Annotated in this window: 11 protein-coding genes; 8 read left to right on the forward strand and 3 right to left on the reverse strand. The window is 47.0% G+C overall.

What is annotated here, in order from left to right; all coding sequences use genetic code 11:
• Nucleotides 1-22: 22 nt before the first annotated feature.
• Together psaA and ACLGGO_RS14360 are read right to left on the reverse strand one after the other, a co-directional pair.
• On the reverse strand, nucleotides 23-2278 hold the full coding sequence (psaA, locus tag ACLGGO_RS14355; protein ID WP_446336881.1) for a photosystem I core protein PsaA: 2256 nt from the start codon (nucleotides 2276-2278) through the stop codon (nucleotides 23-25).
• Between the two features lie 12 nt (nucleotides 2279-2290).
• Nucleotides 2291-2566, reverse strand: a complete 276-nt coding sequence (locus tag ACLGGO_RS14360) for a hypothetical protein (protein WP_446336880.1) — start codon at nucleotides 2564-2566, stop codon at nucleotides 2291-2293.
• 212 nt (nucleotides 2567-2778) lie between these two features.
• Between ACLGGO_RS14360 and ACLGGO_RS14365 the strand changes: the two genes are divergently transcribed.
• The 4 genes from ACLGGO_RS14365 (at nucleotide 2779) to ACLGGO_RS14380 (ending at nucleotide 7918) form a co-directional block, all read left to right on the forward strand.
• Complete coding sequence (locus ACLGGO_RS14365) at nucleotides 2779-4728, forward strand: hypothetical protein (RefSeq protein WP_446419819.1); 1950 nt, start codon at nucleotides 2779-2781, stop codon at nucleotides 4726-4728.
• Nucleotides 4729-4978: 250 nt separating this feature from the next.
• Nucleotides 4979-6478 carry a thioredoxin-like domain-containing protein gene (locus tag ACLGGO_RS14370; protein WP_446419820.1) on the forward strand — a complete coding sequence of 500 codons (1500 nt, stop codon included), beginning with the start codon at nucleotides 4979-4981 and terminating at the stop codon, nucleotides 6476-6478.
• Nucleotides 6475-6627: a tetratricopeptide repeat protein gene (locus tag ACLGGO_RS14375; RefSeq protein WP_446336877.1), complete on the forward strand. Its 153-nt coding sequence runs from the start codon at nucleotides 6475-6477 to the stop codon at nucleotides 6625-6627. The genes ACLGGO_RS14370 and ACLGGO_RS14375 overlap by 4 nt, the downstream gene beginning before the upstream one ends.
• Nucleotides 6614-7918, forward strand: a complete 1305-nt coding sequence (locus ACLGGO_RS14380; RefSeq protein WP_446336876.1) for a hypothetical protein — start codon at nucleotides 6614-6616, stop codon at nucleotides 7916-7918. The genes ACLGGO_RS14375 and ACLGGO_RS14380 overlap by 14 nt, the downstream gene beginning before the upstream one ends.
• A 271-nt stretch (nucleotides 7919-8189) precedes the next feature.
• On the opposite strand, the gene aspS is transcribed toward ACLGGO_RS14380, so the two are convergent.
• Nucleotides 8190-9998: an aspartate--tRNA ligase gene (aspS, locus tag ACLGGO_RS14385; RefSeq protein ID WP_446419821.1), complete on the reverse strand. Its 1809-nt coding sequence runs from the start codon at nucleotides 9996-9998 to the stop codon at nucleotides 8190-8192.
• Nucleotides 9999-10253: 255 nt separating this feature from the next.
• Between aspS and ACLGGO_RS14390 the strand changes: the two genes are divergently transcribed.
• From ACLGGO_RS14390 to ACLGGO_RS14405, 4 genes are all read left to right on the forward strand, one after another.
• Complete coding sequence (locus ACLGGO_RS14390) at nucleotides 10254-10784, forward strand: orange carotenoid protein N-terminal domain-containing protein (protein ID WP_446419822.1); 531 nt, start codon at nucleotides 10254-10256, stop codon at nucleotides 10782-10784.
• Between the two features lie 233 nt (nucleotides 10785-11017).
• Nucleotides 11018-11440, forward strand: a complete 423-nt coding sequence (locus tag ACLGGO_RS14395) for a roadblock/LC7 domain-containing protein (RefSeq protein WP_446336873.1) — start codon at nucleotides 11018-11020, stop codon at nucleotides 11438-11440.
• A 471-nt stretch (nucleotides 11441-11911) separates the two neighbouring features.
• A complete protein-coding gene (locus ACLGGO_RS14400) occupies nucleotides 11912-12778 on the forward strand; it encodes a DUF4388 domain-containing protein (protein WP_446360737.1) in 867 nt (288 codons plus the stop codon).
• A gap of 11 nt (nucleotides 12779-12789) precedes the next feature.
• Nucleotides 12790-13329 (forward strand): GTP-binding protein, encoded by a 540-nt coding sequence (locus ACLGGO_RS14405; protein ID WP_446419839.1) that lies wholly within the window; start codon nucleotides 12790-12792, stop codon nucleotides 13327-13329.
• Nucleotides 13330-13631 lie beyond the last annotated feature (302 nt).

Below are 13631 nucleotides of genomic sequence, written 5' to 3' on the forward strand. Positions count from 1 at the left end.
GTGCTTTGGATTCAAACAGCCGTCATCCGACTGCTAGGATTCGCGCCAGGAAGAATGCCCAAGTGGTGACAATTCCTCCTAGGAGGTAGTGAGCTACCCCCACAGCCCGACCCTGAATAATGCTCAGAGCGCGAGGCTGAATAGCTGGAGCCACTTTTAGTTTATTATGCGCCCAAACGATGGATTCGATCAGCTCTTGCCAGTAGCCGCGACCACTGAACAGGAACATCAAGCTGAATGCCCAAACAAAGTGAGCGCCTAAGAACAGGATGCCATAAGCTGACAACGCTGTGCCGTAGGAGTTGATCACCTGAGAGGCTTGCGCCCAGAGGAAGTCACGCAACCAACCGTTAATCGTAATTGCGCCAGCGGCAAAGTTACCGCCCGTGATATGAGACACGGTACCATCTGGTGCGACTGTTCCCCACACATCAGATTGCATCTTCCAGCTAAAGTGGAAAATTACAATCGAGATGCAGTTATACATCCAGAACAGACCAAGGAAGACGTGATCCCAAGCCGATACTTGGCAAGTACCACCCCGACCTGGACCATCGCAGGGGAAGCGGAAGCCGAGTGCAGATTTGTCAGGAATCAAACGAGAGTTCCGGGCATATAGCACACCTTTGAGCAGAATCAGTGCGGTGACATGAATCTGGAAAGCGTGAATATGGTGGATCATGAAGTCCGCCGTTCCCAGCGCAATTGGCATCATTGCCACTTTGCCACCCACTGCGACAATCCCGCCACCAAAGGCATAGCTAACGGGTTCTAGCGCATTAGGTGCAGTTCCTCCAGGCGCTAGGGTATGGATATTTTGTACCCACTGGGCAAATATCGGTTGCAACTGGATTCCCGTATCGGAGAACATATCTTGAGGACGACCAAAAGCCCGCATCGTGTCGTTGTGAACGTACAGACCGAAGCTGTGGAAGCCCAAGAAAATACACACCCAGTTGAGGTGAGATATAATTGCATCCCGGTGACGGAGCACCCGATCCAGAAGGTTATTCTGGTTAACTACTGGGTCGTAGTCCCGCACCATGAAAATCCCCGCATGAGCCGCACCGCCAACGATACAGAATGCCCCAATCCACATGTGGTGGGTAAAGATGGACAACTGTGTACCATAGTCTGTGGCTAAGTACGGATACGGAGGCATCGCGTACATGTGGTGAGCCACGATAATGGTCAGCGAACCCAGCATTGCCAAGTTAATGGCTAGTTGGGCGTGCCACGACCGAGTCAGGTTTTCGTAGAGACCTTTGTGTCCTTCACCAGTGAATGGACCTTTGTGGTTCTCTAGAATTTGCTTCATGGTGTGACCGATGCCCCAGTTCGTCCGGTACATGTGACCGGCGATGATGAACAGAACCGCGATCGCTAAGTGGTGATGCGCGGTATCTGAGAGCCACAAGCCACCCGTCGTTGGGTTTAAGCCACCTTTAAAGGTTAGGAAGTCCGAGTATACCCCCCAGTTCAGGGTGAAGAACGGCTTCAACCCTTGCTCGAAACTGGGATATAACTCTGCCATCAAGCTCTTGTTCAGGATGAACTCGTGAGGCAGGGGAATATCTTTAGGAGCAACCCCAGCATCGAGTAGCTTGTTGATCGGCAAAGAGACGTGTATCTGGTGACCCGCCCAACCTAATGCGCCACAACCTAACAATCCAGCTAAGTGGTGGTTCATCATGGACTCTACATTCTGAAACCATTCCAACTTAGGCGCCCGCTTGTGGTAGTGGAACCAGCCAGCAAACAGCATCAGGGCTGCCATGACTAGACCACCAATAGCGGTGCAGTAGAGTTGGAATTCATTTGTGATTCCAGATGCACGCCAGATTTGGAAGAATCCTGACGTGATTTGAATGCCGTGGAAGCCGCCACCGACATCCGCATTTAAAATGTCTTGACCCACAATGGGCCATACCACTTGAGCACTTGGCTTGATATTGATCGGATCAGTAAGCCAAGCTTCGTAGTTGGAAAACCGAGCGCCATGGAAATACATGCCGCTCAACCAGACAAAAATAACCGCTAAGTGACCGAAGTGAGCGCTAAAAATTTTGCGCGATACATCTTCTAGGTCACTGGTATGACTATCGAAATCATGAGCGTTCGCGTGTAAGTTCCAAATCCACGTAGTGGTTTTTGGTCCCTTGGCTAGGGTACGGTCAAAATGACCAGGTTTAGACCACTTCTCAAATGAAGTAGGAACTGGATCTTTATCAACCGTTACCTTTGCCTTCGTGTCCCGCTCAGGAGGGCTGATTGTCATCAGGAGTCTCCTCTATATACAAGGAACAAGAAATATCCCAAAGGAAGTTTGCTTTTTTATCAATTTAGCGGAAAGCACCGCTTTTGTGCGTAACTTTCCTGGAAAAACGATATCCCCTTTGAAATTCAGGGGATACTCTTTTGTTGATGATAGGTCTTGCTGGAGGAAGTCTTGGGCTGCACTTAACAAAAATTCAAATTTCAGCAAATCAAGGTCTACTTTGGGTTTTGCTGTAAGTAAACTCCCCAAAAAGTCAAGGGTGTGGTCGGTAAATTTTACAAAACTCAACAATTGAGGGATTTAATCTCAGATTCGTCCGTCATTCGTCATACTCGCTTCCCGACAAGAAGCAAGCTACGTCATTTGTTGATTCAGAAATCTATTTCCCCTGCACCTGCGCCCCTTTGTTCCCCATCTGCCTCATCCATCAGTATCAGTAGAGGATGAGCCATTGTTCGCTATAGTTCCTAATGAGCAGAATTAGTTGAGGAGATGGTGTGTTGGCTAGGAATCTCTGGTGGAAAACAGTGAGGGCAATTTGTTCAGTCTTGCTGGTGGTGGTGCTTATAGCGGGACTCGTGGCATGTGGCGGAAGCGCACAGACGTTACAACCACTTGAAGATGAAGCCCCATCGCCAATCGAGCCAGTGGTACGACTATCAGAAGTCGCACCGCCCCCAGTCATTCAGCAACTGAATCGCCGCCTAGAAACCTATCAACCTCAAGTCACCATCCTGAGTCCCACTCCGGATCAAATTCTTCAAGACACCACCGTCTCCGTACAATTGCAGGTGCAAGACTTGCCCCTGTTCAAAAACCCGGAATTAGACATGGGTTCTCATCTGCATCTGATTCTTGACAATCAGCCCTATATTCCGGTTTACGACATAGAAAAACCCTTTGTCTTTGAGGACTTATCCCCCGGAACCCATACTCTGAGAGTTTTTGCGGCTCGTCCTTGGCATGAAAGCTTTAAAAATGAAGGCGCTTATGCTCAGACCACATTTCACCTATTTACCAAAACTGACGATAATAATCCGGCGTCTAACCTTCCTCTATTAACCTATAGCCGTCCCAAAGGTAGCTATGGTGCTGAGCCTATCCTGCTCGACTTCTATGTGACTAATGCTCCACTCCACCTCGTCGCCCAGGAAAACCCAGAAGACGAGATAGTAGATTGGCAAATTCGCGTCACCATCAATGGTGAAAGTTTTACCCTAGATCGTTGGCACTCCGTTTATCTCAACGGCTTTAAACCCGGTAAAAACTGGGTGCAGTTAGAGTTTCTGGATGATCAAGGAAATCCAGTTAAAAACGCTTACAACAACACAGCGCGGCTAATTAGTTACCAGCCAGGGGGCAATGATACCCTATCCCAATTAATGCGGAACGAGCTTTCTGCTGAAGTCGCCCGTAGCATTATCGATCCCAACTATAAAGTTCAAGCCACACCAACACCCACACCTACACCTGCACCCACTCCACCGCCAACGGTAGAGCCAACACCAATACCTTTAGTGTCTCCCACTCCTGTTGAAGAAAAACCAACGGCTGAACCAGAGATACCCCAAGAAATTCCCGCCCCTGAATCCGAAACACCTGTTGAAGAAATACCAGTACCTGAACCCAAGACAGGGGAAGAATCTCCCACAGCCGTAGAACCCGCTACGCCAGATGAAACCGTCCCCTCAGCTACAGACTTGGAAACTCCTGAAGCCAAACCGACAGAAAAATCCCCAGCCCGTGGCTTTCTGAATCGCTTCTATCAAAACATCAGGGAACGATTCCAAAAACCCACAGTATCTCCTACCCCATCCACTGAACAACCAGAAGAACTAGAAACACCGTCACCTGAACCTGAAGTTTTGCCAGAGGAAACGGAGTCGCCGCCAGAACCGCAAGCGGAGACAGAACTTTTCACTCCACCCCAGACAACTCCTGATGAAGCATCGGATATCGTTACTGAGGAAACCGAATCCCAGCCAGAACCCGAAGCATCTACACCCCTGGGTAAAACCCAAACATCCTCAGAGAAACCGCAAGCAGATAAAGAACCTGTAACTCCACCCCAGACAACTCCTGATAAAGCATCGGATATTATGACTGAGGAAACCGAATCGCAGTTAGAAACGGAAGTATCCACATCCCTCGATAAAACCCAAACATCCTCAGAGGAACCTCAAGCGGATACAAAACCTGTAACTCCAAAACTCAAAACTCCCTCACCGCCATCCCAGGTGGTTCCAGAGGACACAGAATCGAACCCACAGACAACCCAAACCGCCCCAGAAGAGGCGACAGAAAAATCGGTAACTCCCGATAAATCGTTACCTCCGGAACCTCTTTCATCGGAAGAGGAAACCCCAATTCCCTCGCCAAACCCAACAATTAAACCCGTCATTCCTAACACTGACTTGCCACCAACCTTACCCGAATTAATTGAAAAATAATGGGAATAACAGCTCCTGCATCTTCTGGCTTCCCCCCTGTAACAAAAGATCCTGCATCCTTGGGTCTCCCCCGTGCAAAAAAAGCTCCCGCATCCTTATTCGGGGCGGGTTTAGCCACATCTGGGTACAACCGAAAAGATAGTCGTGAAACCCGCCCCTACACACCCTGGGAAAACGGAAGGTGAACGTTAGGTTAGGATCTGAGCAATAAACAATTAACAATGAACAATCAACAATCACTGAAAATCGCATGACCCCAAGGGTTCGAGCGCCAGAACTTCCCCAAGACGGCATCTGGTTCAATACAAATCACCCACTTTCCCTGAAGCATTTAAAAGGGCGAGTAGTGATTCTTGACTTTTGGACGTACTGCTGTATTAACTGCCTCCATGTTCTGCCAGACTTAAACTATTTAGAACAAAAATATAAAGATAGTCTTACCGTTATTGGTATTCATTCATCTAAATTTGATAACGAAAAAGACGCGGAAAATATTCGTCAGGCAATTCTTCGCTACAATGTCGAGCATCCCGTTGTTGTAGACTCTACTTTTAATCTGTGGCAGCAATATGCAGTTCGGGCGTGGCCCACGTTAGTCGTGATTGACCCTGAAGGTTATGTGATTAGAGATGTGGCGGGGGAAGGAAATCGAGCAGTTCTCGATCAACTTATTGAGGAACTGATCCAGAAACACCAGCAAAAAGACACAATAACGATGCAGCCACTTCATTTCACCTTGGAAAAACAGCGACACCCCCTCACCAATCCCTTAGCATTTCCTGGAAAAGTCCTTGCTGATGAATTTAGCGATCGCCTATTTATTGCTGACTCGGGTCATCATCGGATTGTGGTAAGTAATTTGGCAGGTGAGGTATTAAATATTATTGGTACAGGTAAACCAGGATTGACGGATGGCACTTTTGCCGAAGCCCAATTTTTTGCTCCTCAAGGTATCACGCTAGATCCCAACAATCAACGTCTTTACGTGGCGGATACGGAAAATCATTGCTTGCGATGCATTCATCTAGAAACTGAGCAAGTTGAAACCGTTGCGGGTACTGGAGAGCAAAGTCGCCAGATTCAACCCCATAGCGGCTTAGGGTTACAAACAGCATTGAATTCACCGTGGGATATTGAAAAAATTGATAATCGCCTGTTGATTGCGATGGCGGGTTCCCACCAAATCTGGGAAATGCAGCTTGAAACGGGTGAGATTGGCACTTATGCGGGGACAGGTGCAGAAGCCTGTCTAGATGGGTCACTCCATGAAGCCGCCTTTGCTCAACCCAGTGGGATTACCAGCGATGGTCGAGAACTCTACGTTGCTGATAGTGAGGTGAGTTCGATTCGGGGAGTGGGTCTGATTAATAATTTACCAGTGCGGACAATTTGTGGCAGTGGTGAACTGTTTGAATTTGGCGATCGCGATGGTCAAAAGTCAGAGGTACGACTCCAGCACTGTTTAGGGGTAGAATATACCCAAAATTACCTCTGGGTCGCCGATACTTATAATCATAAAATTAAGCGCGTCGATCCGAGTACGGGTAGCTGTCAGACTTTGTTAGGGAACGGACAAGCGGGACACCGAGACGGTCAGAGTCATGAGGCGCAGTTTGCCGAGCCCTCTGGAGTCAGTGCGATCGCGGCTCGTCTCTATATTGCTGACACGAATAATCATGTCATCCGTTGCGTTGATTTAGGTACGTTAGAGGTGACCACTTTAAATTTGAGCGGGTATCAGATCTGTTGAGTTTTGACATACTGTTTAATTATCAAGGCGCGATCGCAGATTACAGCCAAACTATCCAGATCGATCCTGACTATGTTGAAGCTTATCGCGATCGGGGACATATTTTAGCCGCTATGACTTATTTTCTTGTCATCTGTGAATCACACTGAAACTCGACAACTCGGATTCTTTTCTCTCGCGGCTTTACTGGTATCGGCACATTATGGTTTGGGATTTGTTCTCGGAACTGCCGAAAAAGCCTTGACCTTGGGTTGGGCGGGTAGCCTCTATCCGATTTCCATCGCCCTCGGTACCCTTATCCTCCTGGGATTTGCTCGATTCTATTGGCGGTCAGTTGAACCAATCTGGACACTACTGGGAAACCGCTACGGACATCCCGTCAAAGTGCTGGTGGGAACCATGTCCTGGTTATCGCTAATTGGGATTTTTGCGGTGCAAATTATTGCTGGCGCATTTATCCTCAAAGTCTTAAATGTACCCGTGCAGACCAGTATGCTAGGCTTAGCCTTGGTCTTTCTGCTCTCTTCTCTACTCCCAATTGAGAAAGCCAGTTGGCTGTGCCGGGGATTATTGGGATTCAATATCCTGGCATTATTGTACGCGATCGCGAAATTGCACGCCGTTCCCCTCTATTTACACGCCCCGGTAGATTTCATCCCCGCACTACAGCAGATGAGTCCTCCTTCTTTAATCGGCATCTCCTTATCGACAGTATTGCTGGTGTTAATTGATATGAAATATCACCAATTTGTCGTGCAAGCTAAGGATTTACGCAACCTCTATCTGGGCTGTATCTTGGCGGCTATATTATTTCTATTTCTGGCATTATTACCGTCTGCGGTGGTGATTGCTAGCCAAAGGGCTGGAATTTTGCCCACCGATATTGATGGAAAAGAAATAATTCCTTGGATTTTATTATGGCTGGGTGGAGGCGCTACTCAATGGGGGGGACAGTTGTTGATTTTATCGTTAATCGTACCCGCTTTAGGCGTCGGGAGTAGTATTTTGCGGGTGCAGACTAAGGTAGTTTTGGACTTTGAGTTGATTCCCGATTCTCAACTAAATCGGCTACTCGTTTCCATAATCAATACAGTCTTAGGATTAGCCGTCGCCTGGAAAGGCGGTGCAATTATCAGTTTAATTGTCTTATTTTATGCCCTATATGTAGCAACCGTTTGGGTTCCCTTTGCGGCTTACCTCGTCGCTGAAACTGGACGCTATACGTTCGCCGCGAGTAGTGTCCGACTGGCATTAATCATCAGTGGTTTGTCGGCATTGTCAATGCTGATCTTGACCCTGACGAAACCAGACGCAGCTTTTTTTCACAGTGCCGAGTTAAGTATTATCATGTTGGGCATGGGGTTTGGTTGTTTGGGGTTAGGCTTAGGCGAGATAATTGAGAAGTATTTGCCTATTTCTCCGATCAAAGAAGAATTGTAATTCGGTCAGTCAGCACAGGTTTAACGGTCGGGATTGTCATTTGTCATACTCGCTCCCGAAAAGAAGCAAGCTACGTCATTTGGCATACTGAATCTGGGTTTCCCACCCTCGCTATACTGAGTCCGCGTAGGCGGACTTTGTTTGTGTAGCAGCGATTAAAATCGCCGCCGTGGTAAAAGGGGTTACTTTGTCATTCGTTTTGATTGATTCCCACCCAAAAATGTAGAGACGTTGCATGCAACGTCTCTACACTATTGCCAAAACGAACTAACTACTTTACCCCAGACGCTTTCTTCGGCTTATATGTGGAAGCAACATGCAATTCTTTCAACTGCTTATCTCCCACTTGGGCGGGTGCTTCCGTTAACAAACAACTGGCTTGCTGCGTCTTGGGAAAAGCAATCACATCCCGAATCGATTCTTCCCCCGCTAACAACATAACCAACCGATCCAACCCATAAGCAATTCCGCCATGAGGAGGTGCGCCATAATCAAAGGCTTCCAGTAAGAAACCAAACTTATTTTGAGCCTCTTCTGGCGACAAGCCGATCGCGTCGAATACTCGTCTCTGAATATCGGGTTGGTACATCCGCAAACTGCCACCGCCGACTTCATAGCCGTTATACACTAAGTCATACGCTTGCGCCCTTGCCGTTTTCAGATCATCGATATCATCGGGGTGGGGCGCGGTAAAGGGGTGATGAATTGCCTCTAAGCGCTTCTCATCCGCATTCCATTCAAACATCGGATAATCTGTCACCCAGAGTAAATTAATTTTCGTCGGGTTAATCAGTCCCAACTCTTGACCCAATACCTGGCGCAGGCGATCCAAGGTTTTATTCACCACGTCGGTATCACCCGCACCAAACAGCAGTAAATGACCGGGTTTCGCCCCTGTCATCTCTAGCAGTTTCTGTTTCACCTCCTCAGTGAGATTGTCTTTAATCGCCCCAATCGTGTCAATTTCCCAGTTGTCTCGCACCCGAATATAAGCTAAACCCTTAGCGCCTGCTGCGGCGGCTTCGTTAAATAAGTCACCACTCTTACCGGGTTTAATCCGCACGTTGGAGATTTTTTCGTTACCGCCAGGAATGGGTAATACTTTTACCTTACCCCCAGCCGCTACTGCACCGGAAAATACCTTAAATCCAGAGTCTTTCAGCAACTCTGAGACATCTACCAATTCCAAGCCAAAGCGGGTATCGGGTTTATCCGTACCGTAGCGTTCCATGACTTCAGTGTAGGTGAGGTGGGGAAAAGGTCGGGGAACCTCAATCCCTTTTACTGTTTTAAAGATATGACAGATCAACCCTTCATTAAGCTGGAGAATCTCCTCCTGGGACATAAAACTCATTTCCATGTCCAACTGGGTAAACTCCGGCTGACGATCTGCCCTTAAATCTTCATCCCGAAAGCAACGGGCAATCTGATAGTAACGGTCTAATCCGGCAACCATCAACAATTGCTTGAATAATTGCGGCGATTGTGGTAATGCGTACCATTCTCCTGGATTTACACGAGAGGGCACCAAATAGTCTCTCGCCCCTTCCGGTGTGGAACGGGTTAACATGGGGGTTTCCACCTCAATGAAGCTTTGCTCATCTTCTAAATAACGGCGAATCGCCTTAATCACCTCATGGCGCAATTCTATATTTTGGCGCATGCGATCGCGGCGAATATCCAAATACCGATATTTGAGGCGCAATTCTTCCCGCACGGTTTCGGCGTCAGCAGTGGAAACCTGAAACGGTAACTGCTTACGAACCGTATTCAACGGTTTAATCTGATCCGCATACACTTCCACTTCACCCGTGGATAAATTAGGATTGAGCGAATCCTCTGGACGCCGACTCACACGCCCAGTAATTTGCACTACATACTCATTCCGCACGGCTTCTGCATTCGGATAAGAATCCGGCGTGCGCTGAGGATCACTAACAATCTGCACAATACCCGTGCGATCGCGCAAATCTAAAAATATCACCCCCCCATGGTCACGTCGCCGATCTACCCAACCACACAGGGTAACGGTTTCACCAACATGGTTACTTCGCAATTCGCCGCAATAATGAGTCCGCATAGCCGATGAAAAAATAAGTGCTTTGACAGAGAGGAACGTCTAAGGTAACAAAATGTGAAAGCTTTGCCCATTATCCTGCATTCAGCAGTCATTGTCTGTGTCTTCCAACCAACTTCATCATCTCTGGATAGAGGAAGATGCCGATCCCACCACAGATCTTAAGCAAACTCTACCGATCGGAGGGCGATCCCGGTTTGTAAAGTTTGGTAAACATAAGAGTAGAGATATTTTGTTGTAACAGAGGAAATAAAAAATATGGCTTCTACTCAACCGACTGGTGTAACCCCTGCCCGTTCTCAGGAGACGAAAAACGTAGCCCAAGCATTTGAGGGCTTGGGTCCAGATGACAAACTAGCGTTACTTTACTACATCTACGAAAAAATGGGCGATTCGATCACACCGGCTGCACCCACGGCGGCTGATGCGGAAATCTCCCCCCAACTGATGCAAGACTTCTTTAACCTTTCCGATGATCAGCAGCTAGCCGCCATGCGAGAAATTGTCAATCGTGAAGATACACAAGTATCACGGGCATACGGGGCATTGAGTGAAAATAACCAATTGTTAGCCTGGTACGCATGGGCGCAAGGAATGGGTGATACTGTTGTCGATATCCCCCGCAACTATAAAGCGAGTCCAGAGGTAAATCGGATTCTATCCCAAATCGAAAATCTAGATTTCGAGGGACAAATCTCCTGCCTACGCCAAGTCGCTGGAGATATGGGTTATAGCCCTGTTCAACCCGTTCCCAGCCAGGAAGAAACGGGAAAAACCCCCAGTTTATAGTAGGGGCTTGGTTCCCAAGCCCCCTATCCGACATCGACAGAACGTGATTGGTAAAATCGGTTCCTACAGAACCCCCATCTCCCCCTGCTCCCTTGTCTCCTCATCCGAAAAAGTCCGTGATAAGTTCGATTGTGAGATAGAGTTGAATACTTGAATAATGGATAGTTCTGATAGTATTCATACCCTTTGACTGTCTCACCAGCTCAAACCCAGACTTATCGAGGATGATGACAATGACCATTAACACGACGAAAATTGAGAGCATTTTGCAAAATTTTGTCACTGGCACCAGTGAGGTTCAGGGAGCAGCTCTGGTGTCTCCCGATGGGCTACCCTTGGCTTCAAGCTTACCCAATGAGATGGACGAAGAACGAGTTTCTGCAATGTCAGCAGCGATGCTGTCGTTGGGAGAGCGGATTGGATCAGAGTTGTCCAGAGGCTATCTTGATCGTATCTACGTGGAGGGCGATCGCGGCTATGGTATTTTGACCAATTGCGGCGAATATGCTGTATTACTCGTTTTAGCCAGCAAAGCGGCGAAACAAGGTGTACTTTTGTTGGAAATTAAACGTGTGATCCCAGAGCTCAAAGCAGCGCTTGATCCGATCCGGAAAATATCAGGAGCTTATGACACTCAATCACAGGTTGCCGAATAATTCATGACTACGACGGGAACTGCACTTGATCTCCTACCTCTATCATGGCTGTGACGAGGTGGGATGCTCTGTTCACCAACCGAAGAGTTTGTTCAGAATGCCGTGTAGACTTGAGTTTAAGCTCAAATCGGGGTAGAGATTCAATCCCAGAGCCATCAAGTCGGTGAGGTAAGCTAAAGCGCTGCTGGCAGACAACTCATTGAAACCGAAAGAATCCTAAGCATCGACACCCAATCTTGAATCAGTCAGTGTAAACTTATTCTGATTGCTCCCGTTGCCCTTTGACTGATGTTGCCAAGGTAAGGATAACACGATTACTATAGATTACTATAGATCATAAAGATATTTATGATTTATCTAAGAAAAGTAACAAAAAATTGATTATTCTTCAATTCGGCTTTCAGACCTAAGACAATAAGTCTAAAGGCTGCCTATTTTTTTGACAATTTTTTAGACAGTAGTGAACAAGTAATGGCAATTACAAGTTGTTTGTCGGAGTTTTCTCTCCCCGAACTATTTCAATTTCTGGATCAAGGCAGCAAAACTGGATTGCTGACCTTGCGATTTCACACAGACAATCAAGAGAAACGGGTACGCCATGTGCTATTACATCAAGGTCGCATTGTCGCGGTGACCAATCGTTTGGATCACCAGTGCTTGCTTGCCATGATTGTACAACGAGGTTGGATTAGCCCGGAAGTGCTGCGAGAGCAGGTGAACCGTTGTCCAGCAAATATTCCGATTGGTTTATATTTAAAGACTCAATCGTTTCTTTCGCCGGAACAACTCAGACTATTGTTCCATGCTCAAGTGCTAAGGCAAGTCTGTGGTTTATTTAGGTTGAGGGAGGCTCGATTTAAATTTGATACTAAAGCGACTTTGCCCACCACGGAAATGACTGGCTTGAGCCTCAGCGCCACCGAAGCCACGCTGATGGGTTTACGAGTGTTAAGAGACTGGGTATTATTAGCAGACAAACTGCCAGAACCAACCTCTGCCCTGTCTAGGGTGGTGATTGGTAAGCGTCATCTTCGCTTGGATTCGGTGGAAGGGCAAGTTTGGCAGCGCTCGAATGGCTCGATTTCTCTGAATACAATGGCAACTCAGCTCAAACAACCCATAGAAATAATTCAACAAACGGCATTCCGACTGATCAGCGTGGGTTTAGTCCAAGAAGTCCCAATGATGACGGCGTTGTCTCGTTCTAAAGCAATGGCAGAAGATGTACTAGAGCCTGTAGCTGCTGGAACAAATCACGGCGGTAAGGAGGATAATGTCTCTGGCGTTAGTCATTCCTTTATGCAAAACCTGCTGGGTTTCTTGAGGAGCAGCAAGTAACGGTGGAAATTATGCGTCTGGTTGTGACAGGTACTGTGGGTGCTGGCAAGTCCACCTTCATTCGCTCAGTTAGCGAGATTGCCGTAGTCGATACGGATCGAGTCTCAACCGATCAAACCACTGACATCAAGAAGAAAACAACTGTAGCGATGGATTTTGGACGCTTACAATTTGCCCCAGAAATGGCATTGCACCTCTATGGTACACCGGGACAAGCTCGCTTCGATTTTATGTGGGATATCTTGATTCGCAAAGCCCATGCTTATATCATTCTAGTTGATGCTCACCGACCCAGCGATTTTCGCTTAGCCCGTAAGCTGCTAGCGTTTATGAAACAGAGGGTAGATATTCCAATGCTAATTGGCTTGACCCACAGGGATTGTGAAGGCGCTTGGTCTGAAGAAAATGTCGCGATCGCTCTAGGTTTTGTGGATGAAAAAACTCGTCCGCCTTTCGTCACCTTAAATGCGAATGAGAAAGATTCTGTTATTGATACTCTAATTATCTTAATTGAACATTATTTAAACTGTGCTGTCAAAACAAAAACATAGTATGTATTTTTTTAGGTTCAATAGTTTTACTAAAAATCTTTTACAGTACAGATAAAAACTAAATAATCCAATCAAATGGGAAAGGGCACTCTGTTCTAGATACAAGCATCCCAATGCCAGAAGAAACAGAAGGCAAATCCCATTTTTGTAAATCATGATTGATCCTGTGAGCCTCTGGGAGAATGTCATCGCATCCTCCATAGGTTATAAATCGCAAAAATTCAGACTATTGGCTAATGTGAATAATTGTTAACTTGTGATAAGATTAAAAAAATATTAAATTTTGCTAGTTTTTCTAACAT

It is taken from the genome of Coleofasciculus sp. (assembly GCF_046565525.1).
GTDB lineage: Bacteria > Cyanobacteriota > Cyanobacteriia > Cyanobacteriales > Coleofasciculaceae > Coleofasciculus.